Genomic DNA, 16969 nt, shown 5'->3' with positions numbered 1-16969 from the left:
CCGCTGCCCGCGTCCGCCCGGCGTCGGCGTCCGTCACCGGATCCCTCCTCTGTCTCACGTGTGTGTCCCACACGTGGCGCGGGTCAGGTGCCCTGCACCGCGCCCTCGGTGGCGCCCGCGATGAAGCCGCGGGCGAAGATGGCGAAGACCAGTACCAGCGGGAGCGACGCCATCAGCACACCGGCCATGACCATGCTGTAGTCGGTGGTGTGGCCGACGTTGAGCTGGGCGAGCTCCACCTGGAGGGTCACGTGGTCGGGGTTGGTGAGCACGATGAGCGGCCAGACGTAGTCGTTCCAGGCGCCGACGAAGGCGTAGATGGCGAGGAAGGACAGCGCGGGCCTGATCATCGGCAGCGCGATGTTCCAGTACTGGCGGAAGAACCCGGCGCCGTCGATGCGCGCGGCGTCGAGGAGTTCGTCGGGCACGCCGTTCTCGATGTACTGGCGCAGCCAGAAGATGCCGAAGGCGTTGGCCAGGGCGGGCGGGACCAGCGCCTTGAGCATGCCGACCCAGCCGATGTTCGACATGAGGATGAACTGCGGCAGGATCGCCAGCTGCAGCGGCAGCATCATGAACAGCAGCAGCGTGCCGAAGAGCACCTTGCGGCCGGGGAAGTCGAACTTGGCGAAGGTGAAGGCCGCCAGCGAGTCGATGAACAGCACCAGGACGGTGGTGACGCTCGCGACGATGACCGTGTTGAGCATCGACCCGAAGAAGTCGATGGTGTTCAGCACGTGCCGGATGTTCTCCAGCAGGTGGGAGCCGAAGGTGAACTTCGGCGGGCTCTTGTAGATGTCCTGGGTGGTGTTGGTCGCCATGACGATCGTCCACACGAACGGGAAGACCGACAGCAGGACGGCCGCCATGAGGACGATGTGCGCGGTCAGGCCCTTGGGGCGGCGCAGCCGCCTCGCGCGCGGGGCCGGCCGCGTCGGGTCGGCCGGCGTGACGGCCGTGGTGTCGGCTGTGGTCACGGCTTCCTCCCTCGTTGGGTGATGCGCCAGTTGACGGCGACGAGGACGATGATCAGCAGGAAGAAGGCCCACACGATGGCGGCGCCGTAGCCGTAGTCGTTGTTGAGGAAGGCCGACTGGTAGAAGTACAGCAGCGTGGTCAGACCGGCCTGTCCCGGGCCGCCGAGGTTCGCGTTGGCGGCGTTGTTGGCGAACAGGACCTGGGGTTCGCTGAAGCTCTGCAGACCGTTGATCGTCGAGATGACGACGGTGAACAGGATGATCGGCCGCATGATCGGGATGGTGATCTGGAAGAAGGTGCGGACCGGGCCGGCGCCGTCCATCTTCGCCGCCTCGTAGATCGAGGCCGGGATCGCCTGGAGACCGGCCAGGTAGATGATCATGTTGTAGCCGGTCCACATCCAGGTCATCAGCAGCGAGATGACCACCTTGATCAGCCACGGGTTGCTCAGCCACGGCACCGGCGAGATGCCGACCGTGCCCAGGATCGCGTTGACCAGACCGAAGTTGTTGCTGAACACCGCGCCGAAGAAGATCGCCACGGCGACGATCGAGGTGACGTTCGGTACGTAGAGGGCGATCCGGTAGAAGCCCTTGAAGCGGCGCACCGAGTGCAGCAGTGTCGCCAGCACCAGAGCGCCCAGCAGGGTGGGCACGGTGGACAGCACCCAGATCACCAGGGTGTTGCGGATCGACAGCCAGAAGACCGGGTCCGACCACAGGAACCTGAACTGCTGCAGGCCCACGAACTGCATGTCGCCGAGGCCGTCCCAGCGCTGGAAGGCCAGGTACAGCGAGTAGAAGACCGGGAAGAACGAGAACGCGGCGAAGATCAGGTAGAAGGGCGAGATCGCCAGGTACTGCCGCCAGTACGACAGCAGCCCGCGCCGCGGGGGCCGTGCGGTGGTGCCCGCGGGCGTGGCGCGCCGCGGGCGGAACCGGGCCGGGCCCGGCCCGCCGCGGTGTTCGGGCACCGCGGCGGGACCGGTCACCGGAGGTGACGTCACCTCAGTTCACCCCCTGCCGCCGGGCGATCTGCTTGGCCTGGCTGACCGCGTCGTTCCAGGCGTCGTCGGGCTTCTTGCCCTTGGCCTCGATGTTGGTCAGCTCCGTCATGTACGGGGCCATGACGGCCGCGTCGGCCGGCGCCTCGTAGCTGTTCGGGACGGCCTTGGCGGCCGGCCCGAACACCTCGATGATCTTCTGTCCGCCGAAGAAGGCGTCGGGGCCGGTCATGGCGGGCATGGTGTAGGCGGCCGGGGCGGCCGGGAAGATGGCGGCGTCGGTGAAACCGCGGGCGTCGTTGGCGGGGCTGAGGATCCAGCTGATGATCTTGAAGGCTTCCTCGGGGTTCCGGCACTGCTTGGGCAGCGCCAGGTAGGAGCCGCCCTGGTTGGACGGCCCGACCGGGTTGGCGCAGACCCGCCACTTGCCCTTGGTCTGGGGCGCGGCCTGCTCGATGTCCAGCGCGTGCCAGGCGGCGCCGAGCTCGGTGAGGAGGTTCTTGCCGACGGCGGCGTTCCAGCTGTTGTCGTTGATCTTGGCGTCGATGCCCAGGGTGTAGGGGCGGACGGCCGTGGTCCACGCGGCGCGGATGTGGTCCTTGTCGCCGATGAAGTGGTTGTTCTTGTCGATGAACCGCTGGGTGCCCTGGCCGACCACGATGTTGAAGACGGAGCTGATGTTGTTGACCAGGAAGGTGCCGGGGTTCTTCTTCTGCAGCTCGGTGCCGAGCGTGAAGTAGTCCTCCCAGGTCGTGACCAGGGCGGCGACCTTGTCGGGGTCGGTGGCCACGCCGGCCTTGGCGAACAGGTCCTCGCGGTAGAAGAGCGCGGTGGGGCCGATGTCGATCGGGAAGCCGATCTGCTTGCCGTCGGAGGTCTGGGCGAGCTTGGTCTTCCAGCCCAGGTACTGGGAGGAGAGCTTCTTGAAGCCCAGGTCGTTCAGGTCGAGGAAGCGGGAGGCGTTGGGCAGGAAGGAGGCTATGTCCTCGCCCTTGATGCCGGTGATGTCGGGCACGGAGGAGCCGCCCGCGGCGAGCGTGGTGGTGAGCTTCTGCTTGAAGTCGCCGCCGATGGAGGCGGCGGTCAGCTTGACCGAACCGCTGAAGTGGGTCTTCGCCTCCGCGACCACCTTGTCGCTGAGCGCACCGCCCCAGTACCACAGGGTGAGGTTCTTGCCGTTCTTGGTGCCGCCCGATCCTGAGCCGCCGCATGCGACGGTCAGGCCGGACGCGGCCGCGGTGAGCGCGGCGGCCTGGAGGAAGCCTCTACGTGAAAGGTCCACGGGTCACTCCTGTTGTTCCTGTTCGTGGTACTGAGGGGCGTGGTACTGAGGGGCGTGGGGGCTGTCGGGCGTGGGGCTGCGGATGGGGTGCGGGTCAGTGCTGCCGGGCGGGCGGGGTGACGGGGGCGTGGCGCACGGGCGGGCCCACGTCGGCCGGGATGCGGTCGGCCAGGAAGCCGTATGCGCGGCGCAGTTCGGGGTCGGTCTGTGAGCGCCACCAGCGGTCGACGCCGTACCAGCCGGGGGCGGCGAGTGCCCCGCCGTGCTGCTGGACGGAGAGGCCGGCCGCGAGCACCGCGAACCGGAGCCGCTCGGCCAGCGGCCAGCCGCCGAGCGAGGCCGCGACGAAGCTCGCGCCGAACACGTCCCCGGCGCCGGTGGCGTCCAGGACGTCGACGGCCAGCGCCGGGACCTCCGCGTACTCGCCGGTGGACTGGTCGACGGCCACCGCGCCGTCCCCGCCGCGGGTGACGACCGCCACCGGCACCAGTTCGGCGAGGGTGCCGAGGGCGGCGACCGCGGTGTCGGTGCGGGTGTAGGCCATCGCCTCGGTCTCGTTGGGGAGGAAGGCGTGGCACAGGGCCAGCTGGTCGAGGAGGTCCTGGGACCACTCCTGGGTGGGGTCCCAGCCGACGTCGGCGTAGACGTGGGTGCCGTTCGCGGCGGCTTTGGCGATCCACTCGCGGGGCTCGGCCTCGAGGTGCACGAGCGCCGTGCGCGCCTCGGGCGGGTCGCCCATCAGCACGTCCTGAGAGTACGGGGGCTCCTGGCCGTGGGTGACGAGGGCCCGGTCCTGACCGGTGGCGAGGGAGACGGTGACGGGGGTGGGCCAGCCGTCCGCGGTGCGGGAGAGCGAGAGGTCGATGTCCTCCTGGTCGCACAGGACGTCCCGGCAGTACTCGCCGTAGAAGTCGTCCCCGAAGACCGTGGCCAGCGAGGTGCGCAGGCCGAAGCGGGACGCGGCCACCGCGAGGTTGGCGATGCCGCCGGGGCCGCAGCCCATGCCCGCCGTCCAGATCTCCTCGCCCGCTGTCGGCGGCTTTCCCAGCCCCGTGAGGACGAGGTCGTAGAAGAGCAGCCCGGTCAGCAGCACATCGGGCCTGTCGTCGTCCACGCGCACACCCTCTCGTCAAAACTCGTCAATTTCGATGACCGGAATCGTGCGCCGCTCTGCGAGATTGGTCAATACCCGAGCAGAACTGAGCATGGATTTGATTGAAGATGACGAGTAGTGTTCGCCGCGTGCTGGCAGAACGACGACATCAACTCATCCTGCGGGCCCTGCGTGCCGGCGGCCCCGCGGCTGTGACCGACCTCTCCGAGCAGCTGGGTGTGAGCCCCGCCACGATCAGGCGCGACCTGGTAAAGCTGGAGGAGGACGGGCTGCTCACGCGTGTCCACGGCGGTGCCGTCGTCGAGGAGGGCGACCAGCCCTTCGCCGAGGTCGCCGAGGTGCGGGTGGCCGAGAAGGACGCGATAGCCGAGCGTGCCGCGGCTCTGGTCAGGGACGGCCAGTCGGTGCTGCTCGACATCGGCACCACCGCCTTCCGGCTCGCCCGCCAGCTGCACGGCCGCCGCCTCACCGTCATCACCAGCAACCTGGTGGTGTACGAGGAACTCGCCGACGACGAGGGCATCGAACTGGTGCTGCTCGGCGGCATGCTCCGCCGTGAGTACCGCTCCCTGGTCGGCTTCCTCACCGAGGACAACCTGCGCCAGCTGCACGCCGACTGGCTCTTCCTCGGCACCAGCGGGGTCCGCCCGGGCGGACAGGTGATGGACACGACGGTCGTGGAGGTGCCCGTCAAGCGCGCCATGATCAAGGCGAGTGACAACGTCGTGCTGCTCGCCGACACCGCCAAGTTCCCGGGGACGGGCATGGCGAAGGTCTGCGGTCCCGAGGACCTGGACATGGTGGTGACCAACGCGCCGATGGACCCGGCGACCCGGTCCGCCCTCGAGGAGGCCGGTGTCGAGGTGGTTCTGGCAGGAAAGGCTCAAGCGTGAAACTGACGATTCTGGGCGGCGGCGGGTTCCGCGTGCCGCTCGTGTACGGCGCACTGATGATGGACCGGGCCGAGGGGCGGGTCACCGAGGTCGTGCTGCACGATCTCGACGCCGGCCGGCTGTCCGCGGTCGCCCGGGTCCTGGCCGAACAGGCGGCGGGCGTCCCGGACGCCCCCGCCGTGACCGCCACGACCGACCTGGACGAGGCCCTCACCGGCGCCGACTTCGTCTTCTCGGCGATCCGGGTCGGCGGCCTCGAAGGCCGGGCGAACGACGAACGGGTGGCCCTCGCCGAGGGCGTCCTCGGCCAGGAGACGGTCGGTGCGGGCGGCATCGCCTACGGCCTGCGGACCGTCCCGGTCGCCGAGGACATCGCCCGGCGGGTGGCGCGCCTGGCCCCCGACGCCTGGGTCATCAACTTCACCAACCCCGCAGGACTGGTCACCGAGGCCATGTCCCGGCACCTCGGCGACCGCGTCATCGGCATCTGCGACTCCCCGGTCGGCCTCGGCCGCCGGATCGCCCGGGTGCTCGGCGGGAACCCGAAGGAGGCCTGGATCGACTACGTCGGCCTCAACCACCTCGGCTGGGTCCGCGGCCTGCACATCGCGGGCCGCGACGAACTCCCGCGCCTGCTCGCCGACCCCGACCTGCTCGGCTCCTTCGAGGAGGGCAAGCTCTTCGGCGTCGACTGGCTGCAGTCCCTGGGCGCCATCCCGAACGAGTACCTGCACTACTACTACTTCAACCGCGAGGCCGTCCGCGCCTACCAGCAGGCCGAGAAGACCCGAGGCGCCTTCCTCCGCGACCAGCAGGCGCACTTCTACGAGGCGGTCGCCGCCCCCGGTTCGAAGGCCCTGGACGTCTGGGACCGCACCCGCGCCGAGCGCGAGGCCACCTACATGGCGGAGAACCGGGAGACGGCCGGCGCCGGCGAGCGCGATGCCGACGACCTCTCCGGCGGCTACGAGAAGGTCGCCCTGGCTCTCATGCGGGCCATCGCCCGCGACGAGCGCACCACCCTGATCCTCAACGTGCGCAACCGCGACACCCTCGCGGTCCTCGACGGCGACGCCGTCATCGAGGTGCCCTGCCTGGTCGACGCCAACGGCGCCCACCCGGTCACCGTCGCCCCGCTGCCCGACCACGCCACCGGCCTGGTCTGCGCGGTCAAGGCGGTCGAGCGCGAGGTGCTCGCCGCGGCCGAGTCCGGCTCCCGTACGACGGCCGTGAAGGCGTTCGCGCTGCACCCGCTGGTCGACTCGGTGAACGTGGCCCGCCGGCTGGTCGAGGGGTACACCGAGGTCCACCCCGGCCTCGCGTATCTTAAGTAGCCAGCCGCCCGGAAAGCGCTTTCCATCCCTCTTCTGGAGACTTCCATGCACGACGAACGCCGCCGGATCGAGGAGCGCGTAGAGCGCCTCCAGAACCAGCGCATCAAGCCCGCGATCTACGCGGCCACCGTCCCCTTCGAGGTCGCCGCCTGGCAGGCCCCGGGGGAGCCGGTCTCCTTCGAGGAGGCCGCGGCGGCCCCGTACGAGCCCTTCGCCATGGACACCCCGTGGGGCCCGCCCTGGGGCACCACCTGGTTCCGGATGCGCGGCCAGGTGCCCGCCGAGTTCGCGGGCCGCCGCGTCGAGGCCGTCATCGACCTCGGCTTCGTCGGCGACTGGCCCGGCAACCAGGCCGAGGCCCTGGTCCACCTCACCGACGGGACCCCGCTCAAGGCGGTCAACCCGCTCAACCAGTACGTGCGGATCGCGAACCCGGCGGCCGGCGGCGAGGTGATCGACTACCTGGTCGAGGCCGCCTCCAACCCGGACATCCTGGCCAACAACTTCGAGGCCCCGACCCCGCTCGGCGACGTCCTGACGGCGGGTGACAAGCCGCTCTACACCTTCAAGCGCGCCGACATCGCCGTCCTCGACGAGGACGTGTGGCACCTCGACCTCGACATCCAGGTGCTGCGCGAGCTGATGCTGGAGCTGGGCGAGCACGACCCGCGCCGGCACGAGATCGCGCACGCCCTCGACCACGCGATGGACCTGCTCGACCTGGACGACATCTCCGGCTCGGCCGCCGCCGTCCGCGAGGCCCTGAAGCCGGCGCTCTCCAAGCCCGCGCACGCCAGCGCCCACATCGTCTCCGGCGTCGGCCACGCCCACATCGACTCGGCCTGGCTGTGGCCGATCCGCGAGACCAAGCGCAAGACCTCCCGTACCTTCTCCAACGTGACCTCGCTCGCCGACGAGTACGAGGAGTTCGTCTTCGCCTGCTCGCAGGCCCAGCAGTACGAGTGGGTGCGCGACAACTACCCGCAGGTCTGGGCCCGGATCCAGGAGTCCGTGAAGAAGGGGCAGTGGGCGCCGGTCGGCGGCATGTGGGTCGAGTCCGACGGCAATCTCCCCGGCGGCGAGGCGATCGCCCGCCAGCTCGTGCACGGCAAGCGGTTCTTCATCGAGCACTTCGGGATCGAGACCAAGGGCGTCTGGCTGCCGGACTCCTTCGGCTACAACGCGGCCTACCCGCAGCTCGCCAAGCTGGCCGGCAACGAGTGGTTCCTCACCCAGAAGATCTCCTGGAACCAGACCAACACGTTCCCCCACCACACCTTCTGGTGGGAGGGCATCGACGGCACCCGCATCTTCACGCACTTCCCGCCGGTCGACACCTACAACGCCCGCTTCAGCGGCGAGGAGATGTCCCGCGCGGTCCGCAACTACGCCGAGAAGGGCGCCGCCACCCGCTCGCTGGCCCCCTTCGGCTGGGGCGACGGCGGTGGCGGCCCCACTCGCGAGATCATGGAACGCGCCCGTCGCCTGAAGGACCTGGAGGGCTCCGCGAAGGTCGAGGTCGAGCACCCGGACGCGTTCTTCGCCAAGGCCCGCGCCGAGTACGAGGACGCCCCGGTCTGGGTCGGCGAGCTCTACCTGGAGCTGCACCGCGCCACCTACACCTCGCAGGCCCGCACCAAGCAGGGCAACCGGCGCAGCGAGCACAAGCTGCGCGAGGCCGAGCTGTGGGCGACCACGGCCGCGCTGCACGCGCCCGGCTACAGCTACCCGCACGAGAAGCTGGACCGGCTCTGGAAGACGGTCCTGCTCCACCAGTTCCACGACATCCTGCCGGGCTCCTCGATCGCCTGGGTGCACCGCGAGGCCGAGGCCGAGTACGCCCGTGTCGCCGAGGAACTGGAGGCGCTCACCACCGAGGCGGTCACCGCCCTGGGCGGCGGCACGGCCCGCGTCTTCAACACCAGCCCCTACGACCGCGCCGAGGTCGTCCGCGACGCCACCGGCACCCCGGTGTACGTCGAGGTCCCGGCGAGCGGCAGCGCCCCGCTGACGGCCGCCCCCGAGGCCCCGCTGCCGGTGACCGTCGAGGGCCGGGTCCTCGACAACGGACTCGTCCGGGTGGAGATCGCCGAGGACGGCACCCTGTCCTCTGTGTACGACCACCGGGCCGGGCGCGAGGTCCTCGCCGGCCAGGGCAACCTGCTCCGGCTGCACACCGACCTCCCCAACTACTGGGACGCCTGGGACGTCGACAAGCACTACAAGAACCGCTACACGGACCTGCTCGACCCCTCCGAGATCACGGTCGCGGACACGGACCCGCTGCTCGGCTCGATCCGCGTCACCCGCCCCTTCGGCAACGGCTCGACGATCATCCAGACGGTCACCGTGCGCGCGGGCAGCCCCCGGATCGACTTCGAGACCGACATCGACTGGCACGAGGCCGAGAAGTTCCTCAAGGCCGGCTTCCCGGTGGACATCCGCGCCGCGCACTCCTCGGCCGAGATCCAGTTCGGCCACATCCAGCGGCCCACGCACACCAACACCAGCTGGGAGGCGGCCCGCTTCGAGGTCTCCGGCCACCGCTGGGTGCACCTTGCCGAGCCCGGCTACGGCGTCGCCGTCATCAACGACTCGACGTACGGCCACGACGTCTCCCGCACGGTCCGCGAGGACGGCGGTACGACCACCACGGTCCGCCTCTCCCTGGTGCGCGCCCCGCGCATCCCGGACCCGGGCGCCGACCAGGGCCGTCACCGCATCACCTACTCGCTCCTGCCCGGCGCGAGCATTGAGGACGCGGTCGCGGCGGGCTACGCCCTCAACCTCCCGCTCCGGGTGGCCGACGCGGCGGGCGAGCCGCAGCCGGTGGTCTCGGTGGACGGCGCGGGCGTGACCGTCGAGGCGGTCAAGCTCGCCGACGACGCCTCCGGCGATGTGGTCGTCCGCCTCTACGAGTCCCGCGGCGGCCGTGCCCAGGGCGTCCTGCGCACCGGCTTCCCGCTGGCCGGCGCCCAGGTGACCGACCTGCTGGAGCGCCCGCTGGAGGACGCGGCAACCGACGGCGACAGCGTCTCCGTCGAACTCCGCCCCTTCCAGATCCTCACCCTCCGCCTCCGCAGGAGCTGACCGGATGGCCATGCAACCCTGGTTCACCGACGCCAAACTGGGGATCTTCGTCCACTGGGGCATCTACGCCGTCGACGGGGTCCAGGAGTCCTGGTCCTTCTACGACGACATCGTGCCGCACGACCAGTACATGTCCCAGCTGGACCGCTTCACAGGCGCCCAGTACGACCCGAAGGCGTGGGCGGACCTGTTCGCCCGCGCCGGCGCCAAGTACGCCGTCCTCACCAGCCGTCACCACGACGGCGTCGCCCTGTGGGACACGGCGTACGGCGACCTCAACCTCGGCAAGGACTACCTCGGCCCCTACGCCGAGGCCCTGCGCGAGAAGGGGCTGAAGGTCGGCCTCTACTACTCGCACTCCGACTGGAACCACCCCGACTACGCCTCCACCCGCAAGCCGGGCCGGCCGCCGGAGCTGGAGGACAACCGCTACTCGGAGGTGGCCGCCGAGGACGAGGACCTGGCCGCCTGGGAACGCTTCATCGCCTACCGGGACGGCCAGATAACGGAGCTGGCCTCCCGCGTCCGGCCGGACCTGATGTGGTTCGACGGGGAGTGGGACCGCAGCGAGGAGCAGTGGCGGATCCCCGAACTCGCCGCGCTCATCCGGTCGTACGTCCCGCACGTCGTCTTCAACGCGCGGATGCTCAGCGAAGGGGACTACGCGACCCCGGAGCAGGGCGCCCCCATCGTGCCGCCGGACGGCCCCTGGGAGCTGTGCCTGACGATCAACGACTCGTGGGGCTACCAGCACCACGACCACAACCACAAGTCGCTCGCCCAGCTGGTCCGCTACTTCACCGAGACCATCGGTGGCGGCGGCAACCTGCTGCTCGACGTCGGCCCCATGGAGGACGGCACCATCCCGCAGCCGCAGGTGGAGCGCCTCGAAGGGCTGGGGAAGTGGATCCGCAGGCACGCGGAGGCGGTGTACGGCACCGGGCGCGGCCTGCCGGCCGGGCACCACTACGGGCCCAGCACCCTCTCCGCGGACCGGCGCACCCTCTACCTCACCCTGTTCGACGCCCCGCGCGCCGAGATCGGCGTCCGGGGGCTGGCGACCAGGGTCAACAGGGTCACCGTCCTCGGCACCGGCACCGAACTCGGCCACCGGGTGGTCGGCGGGCTGCACGAAGCGGTCGGCGTGCTGTGGATCGACCCGCCTGCCGCGGCCGACCTGGACCCGTACGCCACCGTCCTCGCCGTCGAACTGGACGGCGAGCTCGAGCTGTACCGGGGCTCCGGTCGGTTCTGAGCGGGTTTGCCGGCAAAAGCCCAGAATTCTCATATGAAGAATTAAGAGAACGGTAAGTTGGCTGGTCACGGCGGCTTTTCGGGTCGCCGTGACCCTGGCGGTTTGCCTCTTGGTCACCTTGAGTTCGCCTGGCACCCCTGGGATGCGTGACGGCAGGGACGACAGAGAGGCATCACCGTGCGAGACCCGCGAATGTCAGCGATCGCCAAGGGGCTGAAGCGCCGGGGACGGCTCATGGCGCAGGCCGTGAGTCCGCCGCGCAAGACCCTGGACGCGATCCCGACCCAGCGCCCGGTCGAGCACAGGCCGGCCCCCACCGGCGACTACGTGGCCCCGCTCGCCCCGCGCCTCGTGGAGTCCCCGGTCTTCGTCCTGTCCTCGGTGCGCTCCGGCTCCACCCTGCTGCGCGTCCTGCTGAACAGCCACAGCCGCATCCGCGCCCCGCACGAGATGCATCTGCGCACGGTCCACGTCCGCATGTCCCGCGACTTCACGGCCGACGCCATGAAGGAACTCGCCCTGGACCGGGACGAGCTGGAGCACGTCCTGTGGGACCGGGTGCTGCACCTGGAGCTCAGCCGCAGCGGCAAGGACGTCATCGTCGACAAGACCCCGCCGAACACCCTCATCTGGCCGCGCCTGGAGCGATGTTGGCCCGAGGCCAAGTTCGTCCTGCTGCTGCGCCACCCCGGCGCCGTCATCCAGTCCCTGACCAACCGCCGTGCCGAGCCCAACCACGAGGCGATCCGCGCCGAGGTCCTCAGCTACGCGGAGAAGCTCGAAGAGGCCCGGCAGCGGCTCACCGGCGCCCATGTGATCACGTACGAGGACCTCACCGCCGAGCCCGAGCGGGTCACCCGCGGCCTGTGCGAGTACATCGGGGTCCCGTGGGAGAGCGGCATGCTCGACTACGGCAAGCAGCACCACGGCACCTTCAAGCCGAAGCTCGGCGACTGGTCCCGCGAGATCAAGTCGGGCAGGATCCAGGCCGCCCGGCAGGCCGACCCCACCGCCGAACTCCCGCCCCGCCTCGCCGAGATAGCGAAGGCGTGGGGATACCCGCTCTAGGCACCCCCACGCCGTTCCACCTTTCCCCGGTCAGCCGGTGAAGCCGGCCGTGATCCCGGTGAACTGCCAGTTGTTCTGGCTGATGCCGGAGCAGTTGCTCACCACTCCGCCGCCCGCGCAGCCGCGGTCCCGGTTGACGGACCAGAAGGCGAGCCGGGCGATGTGGTGCGCGTTCGACCAGTCACGGATCTGCGTCCAGATCGCCGGGGTGGTGGTCTCCTGCTGGTCGGAGAGACCGTTCATGCCGGAGATCCCGATGTGCGCGTAGGCCGTGGCGTCGTCCCAGCCGAAGGCGGACTTCAGCTTGGTCTTCAGCCCCTCGGCCGCGCTCACGGTGTTGCCGTACATGTCGGAGCCGCCGCCGAAGTCGAACGGCATGATCGTGAAGACGTCGATGTTGGCGCCGATCGACTGAGCCTGCTCGATCAGCCGGTTGCCGTAGTACGTCGGCCCGGTGGTGGACGTGCCGAAGGTGACGATCGTCTTCAGACCGGGGTTGTTGGCCTTGACCGTCTTCAGGGCGGTCAGGATCTTCGCCTGCACGGCCTCGTTCTCGAACTCGTCCGTGTTCTCGATGTCCATGTCGACGGCCTTGAGGCCGTAGGCGTCGATCACCTTCTGGATCGCCCCGGCCAGCGCGCTCGCGGACGAGCAGTTGGCGCCGAGCTTGCTGCCCTGCCAGCCGCCGAACGAGGGCACGATGTCACCGCCGGCCGCCCGGATCTGGTTGATCGCGGTCTGGTCGACGCCGCCGGTCAGTGCCCGGCTGCCGTCCCAGGCCGGCGTGCAGCCGCCCGAGTCCAGCATGAAGGCCATCGTGAACCACTTGACGCCGGTCGCGCTCATCACCGTGGTCGGACTCGGCGGATCGCCCCAGCCCTCGTACAGATAGGGCGCGGCCTGCTTGAAGCCGGTCCCGCCGCCGCTGCCCGCGTCGGTCGTGACGCTCACCGCGTTGGAGGCGGCCGACACGTTCCCGGCCGCGTCCCGCGCCTTCACGGTGAACGTGTACGCCGTACTGGCCGACAGTCCGCTCACCGTCGCGGAGGTCCCCGAGACGCTCAGCACCTGGCTCGACCCGCTGTAGATGTCGTAGGCCGCCACCCCGACGTTGTCCGTCGCGGCCGACCACGACAGCGAGACGCTCGACGAGGTCTTCCCGGTGGAGGTCAGGTTCGAGGGCGCACTGGGCGCCTGCGTGTCCGAACTCCCGCCGGGCCCGTCGAGACTGATGTCGTCGGCGTAGTACGTGCCCTGCGCGTACCACCCGTGCACATAGATCTGCGCGCTGGTCTGCGAGGCACCGGTGGTGAAGGAGACCGTCAGCTGGCTGTACTGGGATGCCGAGGTCGTCCAGGTCGAGGCGCCGCCGGTCACCCCGAGGTAGACGTACGAGCCGCGGACCCAGCCGCTGAGCGAGTACGTCGTGTTGGGCTGCACGGCGACGGTCTGCGTGCACTGGGCGTTGTCACTGGAACTGGCCGCCCCCGCGAGGGCCTTGGAGCCGCCGTGCACGGGCGAGGACACGACCGAGCCGAGGTTCCCGGAGCAGGACCAGGGCGACAGACTCCCCGACTCGAAGCCGGGGTTGGTCAGAATGTTGGCCGCCTGCGCGGTACCGGGCAGCGCGATGGCCCCGGCAAGCGCGAGAGCGGCCGACCCGAGCAGCGCGAATATCCGACGTCTGGAACGTCTGAGCGAGTTACGCACACGATCTCCCTGATGGAATGGGGGTGTTCGGGGAGTTGCACCAAGGTGCAAGGGGAGTGCGCAACCAAGTTGGTATGGACCAATCCACGTGTCAAGGAGAGAGACGTGAATTGGTCCATACCGGTGAGCTGAAGCGCCCCGCCGGGGGCGCGGGGCTGTATCAATATGCGGCTCCGCCGCGTGGGCGCGAGCAACCACACACAACCCGCACCCGGCCGACAAGCTAAAGCGGCAGCACCTCGGCCGCCGCCCGCACGGCAACAGGAGAAGCAGCCGGGGACGGCAGCACCACCTCGTCGGCCTCCTCCCGTACCGCCGGCACGGACGGCAGCACAGGCTTCGGCCCCGACACCACCGCGTAGTCCTGCCCAAGGAACGGCGGCTCGATCATCCCGGGGTCCTCACCCAGCGCCAACTGCACAGCCGCCCACGGCGCGTTGACCCCGCAGAGCGACAGCTGGTGCAGCCCCCCGGCGGGCCGCGTGTTGACATCGAGCAGCACCGGCTCGTCGCCGTACATCCGGAACTGGATGTTGGAGAGGTAGTGCAGCCCGAAGCCCTCGGCGATGATCCGGGCCGGCTTCAGCCACCGCTCGTCGAGCGTGAAGCCGCGCCGCCGCCCCTTCTTGGTCCGGCCGAGGGCCAGCCGCAGCAGGTTGTCGGGCCCGGTGAGGCAGTCGACGGACACCTCGGGCTCCTCCAGGCGGGGCATCACCAGCCAGTCCACCGGCTGGTCGGCGCGCCGCAGCGCGTCCAGGACCAGGTCGAGCTGGACATAGGGCCCCGGGAACCCGTTGAGGTGAAAGAGCGAGAAGGGGGCGCGTGTGATCACCCGGAAGCCCACACCGCCCGCACCGGCGGCCGGCTTGAAGCAGGCCTTGTGCCCGCCGGCCTCCAACTCCTCGACAGCGACGGCCAGTTCGTCCGCCGTGCGGACCCGCCACCACGGCGGCACCGGGACCCCGACCGAGGCCACCGCCTCGTACGCGGTCGCCTTGTCCTCGAAGACCGCGGTCCCCTCCGGCGTCGGCGCCAGCAGGGCCGTACCGATCGCCTCGAAGTCCGCGCGGTGGGCGACGATCGCCGACTGGTGCAGGCGGGGCACGAAGACATCGATGCCACGGCGCTGGCACTGGTCGAGCGCGTACTCGACGTAGGCGGCCGGGGAGAGACCCTCCGGCTCCAGTTCGGCGGTGTCGGCGGCGGCCAGCACGGGGGAGTCGGCGTCACCGTGCGTCGCATGGATCTCGACCGCCCGGTCGCTGGGATTTCTCCGCAGCTGATCCATGAAGAACACGTTCTCCGCGTACGTGCGGTTGAGCCAGACGCGTACGCGAGAGCGCATTAATGCCGCCTTTCGGGGTTTTCGGGCAGGGCTCAGCGGGCCCGTGCCCGGGCAGGGTGGTTGGAGGGACACCAAACCGCCCTGGGCGAAGGGGCGTTCGTGGCGGTGGTGTTGGGGGGATCATACGGCTTTCAAGGGGCCCGCGTGCAACGCGAGTGTTACGGATTTCCCCGGACTGTCCACGCGCGTTTTCCTGCACCGTCCGCCCCGGTTTCCTTGACGACGGCCGATCGCCCCGGGCCGGCCGGCGGACGGCGGGAACCGGTCGGCGACAGGCCGACAGGGGCCCTTGTTCCCCGCCCCCGTCATGTGTTGTGGTGGGGGGACGACGACATGATCGGAAGGGGTGCGGTGTGGAGTCCACGGCCGGTGCCGGGCGGTTGCTGGCCATCAGCGATCTGCACATCTCGTACCCGGAGAACCGCGAGCTCGTCGAGAAGATGCGCCCGGAGACGGATGACGACTGGCTGATCGTCGCCGGTGACGTCGCGGAGACCGTCGCCGACATCCGCTGGACGCTGGAGACCTTCGCGAACCGCTTCCGCAAGGTGCTGTGGGCGCCCGGCAACCACGACCTGTGGACCCACCCCAAGGACCCGGTCACCCTGCGCGGAGTCGCCCGCTACGAGCATCTCGTCGAGCTCTGCCGCGAGCTCGGCGTGGTCAGCCCCGAGGACCCCTACCCGGTCTGGGAGGGCGCGGGCGGTCCCGTCGTCGTGGCCCCGCTGTTCCTGCTGTACGACTACTCCTTCCTCCCGGCCGGCTCCGCCACCAAGGAGGAGGGCCTCGCCTACGCGCACGGCACCGGCATCGTCTGCAACGACGAGTACCTGCTGCACCCCGACCCCTACCCGACCCGCGAGGCCTGGTGCCGGGCCCGGGTCGAGGCCACCGAACGCCGGCTCGCCGAGCTGCCCGAGGACCTGCCGACCGTGCTGGCCAACCACTATCCGCTGGACCGGCACCCCACGGACGTCCTCTGGTACCCGGAGTTCGCCATGTGGTGCGGCACCACCCGCACCGCCGACTGGCACCGCCGGTTCCGCGTCGACACGATGGTCTACGGTCATCTCCACATCCCCCGGACCACCTGGCTGGACGGCGTCCGCTTCGAAGAGGTCTCTGTGGGATACCCCCGCGAGTGGCGCAAGCGCTCCCGTCCGCCGGGCGAGCTGCGCCGCATTCTGCCGATGGAGGTCGCAACCGGTGATCGAGGAGCTGCTCCCGGAGTCGGTGGTGGCCGTGGAGATGCTCGGTGACGAGGCGGTCCGCGAGGCCCCCCTCTACCCCGAGGAGGCGGCGCTCGTGGCCCGCGCCGTGCCCAAGCGGCGCCGCGAGTTCTCCGCCGTGCGCGCCTGCGCCAGGAGCGCCATGGAGAAGCTCGGAGTGGAGCCGCAGCCCGTCGTGAGCGGCGAGCGCGGCGCCCCGCGCTGGCCGGACGGGCTGATCGGCAGCATGACCCACTGCGAGGGCTACTGCGCCGCCGCCCTGGCCCGCGCCGGCGACCTGGCCTCCCTCGGCATCGACGCCGAACCGCACGCGGCGCTCCCCGAGGGCGTCGGCGAGTCCGTGCTGCTGCCCTCCGAGCGGGAGCGCCTGGCCCGGCTCGCGGCCGAGCGGCCCGGCGTGCACTGGGACCGGCTGCTGTTCAGCGCCAAGGAGTCCGTCTACAAGGCGTGGTTCCCCCTCACCGGCAGGTGGCTGGACTTCATGGAGGCCGACATCGAGCTCGTCCCGGAGCCCGGCGCACGGCCGCACGGCACCCTGAGCGCCCGCCTCCTCGTCCCCGGCCCGCAGCTCGGCGCGGAGCGGCTGCAGCTCTTCGAGGGCCGCTGGAGCGTGGGGCACGGCATGCTGACCTCGGCTGTGGTCGTGCCGCACCCCTGACCGCCCCGCC

Annotated in this window: 13 protein-coding genes; 7 read left to right on the top strand and 6 right to left on the bottom strand. The window is 70.2% G+C overall.

All coding sequences use genetic code 11. The features are described from left to right. Nucleotides 1–83: 83 nt before the first annotated feature. The 4 genes from ACFZDK_RS43025 to ACFZDK_RS43010 form a co-directional block, all read right to left on the bottom strand. Nucleotides 84–869: a carbohydrate ABC transporter permease gene (locus tag ACFZDK_RS43025; RefSeq protein WP_365688200.1), complete on the bottom strand. Its 786-nt coding sequence runs from the start codon at nt 867–869 to the stop codon at nt 84–86. A 104-nt stretch (nt 870–973) separates the two neighbouring features. Continuing rightward, entirely contained in the window at nt 974–1858 is an 885-nt protein-coding gene (locus ACFZDK_RS43020; protein WP_390981351.1) for an ABC transporter permease subunit, read from the bottom strand. 127 nt (nt 1859–1985) lie between these two features. Then, nucleotides 1986–3263 carry an extracellular solute-binding protein gene (locus ACFZDK_RS43015; RefSeq protein ID WP_390981191.1) on the bottom strand — a complete coding sequence of 426 codons (1278 nt, stop codon included), beginning with the start codon at nt 3261–3263 and terminating at the stop codon, nt 1986–1988. A 94-nt stretch (nt 3264–3357) separates the two neighbouring features. Continuing rightward, entirely contained in the window at nt 3358–4377 is a 1020-nt protein-coding gene (locus ACFZDK_RS43010) for a PfkB family carbohydrate kinase (protein ID WP_390981189.1), read from the bottom strand. Between the two features lie 128 nt (nt 4378–4505). Here ACFZDK_RS43010 and ACFZDK_RS43005 point away from each other — a divergent pair, with 128 nt between their 5' ends. From ACFZDK_RS43005 to ACFZDK_RS42985, 5 genes are all read left to right on the top strand, one after another. Next, the gene (locus ACFZDK_RS43005; protein WP_390981187.1) at nt 4506–5270 is read left to right on the top strand and encodes a DeoR family transcriptional regulator; all 765 of its coding nucleotides are present in this window, start codon (nt 4506–4508) and stop codon (nt 5268–5270) included. After that, entirely contained in the window at nt 5267–6604 is a 1338-nt protein-coding gene (locus tag ACFZDK_RS43000) for a 6-phospho-beta-glucosidase (RefSeq protein WP_390981185.1), read from the top strand. Before ACFZDK_RS43005 ends, ACFZDK_RS43000 begins: the two co-directional genes overlap by 4 nt. Nucleotides 6605–6649: 45 nt before the next feature. Next, nucleotides 6650–9694, top strand: a complete 3045-nt coding sequence (locus ACFZDK_RS42995; protein WP_390981183.1) for a glycoside hydrolase family 38 C-terminal domain-containing protein — start codon at nt 6650–6652, stop codon at nt 9692–9694. A 4-nt stretch (nt 9695–9698) separates the two neighbouring features. After that, nucleotides 9699–10949, top strand: coding sequence for an alpha-L-fucosidase (locus tag ACFZDK_RS42990; protein WP_390981181.1), 1251 nt, complete (start codon nt 9699–9701; stop codon nt 10947–10949). 192 nt (nt 10950–11141) lie between these two features. Next, nucleotides 11142–12017 (top strand): sulfotransferase, encoded by an 876-nt coding sequence (locus ACFZDK_RS42985; RefSeq protein ID WP_390981179.1) that lies wholly within the window; start codon nt 11142–11144, stop codon nt 12015–12017. A 30-nt stretch (nt 12018–12047) separates the two neighbouring features. Here the strand turns inward: ACFZDK_RS42985 and ACFZDK_RS42980 are convergent, their stop codons facing one another. Both ACFZDK_RS42980 and ACFZDK_RS42975 read right to left on the bottom strand, forming a co-directional pair. Further along, a complete protein-coding gene (locus ACFZDK_RS42980; RefSeq protein ID WP_390981177.1) occupies nt 12048–13727 on the bottom strand; it encodes a carbohydrate binding domain-containing protein in 1680 nt (559 codons plus the stop codon). Nucleotides 13728–13950: 223 nt separating this feature from the next. After that, complete coding sequence (locus tag ACFZDK_RS42975) at nt 13951–15072, bottom strand: ATP-grasp domain-containing protein (protein ID WP_390981175.1); 1122 nt, start codon at nt 15070–15072, stop codon at nt 13951–13953. 353 nt (nt 15073–15425) lie between these two features. On the opposite strand from ACFZDK_RS42975, the gene ACFZDK_RS42970 reads away from it, so the two are divergent. Then, nucleotides 15426–16331: a metallophosphoesterase gene (locus tag ACFZDK_RS42970; protein WP_390981173.1), complete on the top strand. Its 906-nt coding sequence runs from the start codon at nt 15426–15428 to the stop codon at nt 16329–16331. Then, on the top strand, nt 16279–16959 hold the full coding sequence (locus ACFZDK_RS42965; RefSeq protein ID WP_390981171.1) for a 4'-phosphopantetheinyl transferase superfamily protein: 681 nt from the start codon (nt 16279–16281) through the stop codon (nt 16957–16959). The genes ACFZDK_RS42970 and ACFZDK_RS42965 overlap by 53 nt, the downstream gene beginning before the upstream one ends. Nucleotides 16960–16969 lie beyond the last annotated feature (10 nt).

This window comes from Streptomyces sp. NPDC007901 (assembly GCF_042959465.1).
In the GTDB taxonomy this organism is placed as follows: Bacteria; Actinomycetota; Actinomycetes; order Streptomycetales; family Streptomycetaceae; genus Streptomyces.
Note: the sequence above shows the minus strand (reverse complement) of the source record. Positions and strands in the feature narration are given on the sequence as shown.

Coding starts and splice junctions, on each gene's coding strand:
- ACFZDK_RS43025 (WP_365688200.1), bottom strand. CDS start 869: ATGGCGGCCGTCCTGCTGTCGGTCTTCCCGTTCGTGTGGACGATCGTC.
- ACFZDK_RS42995 (WP_390981183.1), top strand. CDS start 6,650: ATGCACGACGAACGCCGCCGGATCGAGGAGCGCGTAGAGCGCCTCCAG.
- ACFZDK_RS42990 (WP_390981181.1), top strand. CDS start 9,699: ATGGCCATGCAACCCTGGTTCACCGACGCCAAACTGGGGATCTTCGTC.
- ACFZDK_RS42985 (WP_390981179.1), top strand. CDS start 11,142: ATGTCAGCGATCGCCAAGGGGCTGAAGCGCCGGGGACGGCTCATGGCG.
- ACFZDK_RS42975 (WP_390981175.1), bottom strand. CDS start 15,072: ATGCGCTCTCGCGTACGCGTCTGGCTCAACCGCACGTACGCGGAGAAC.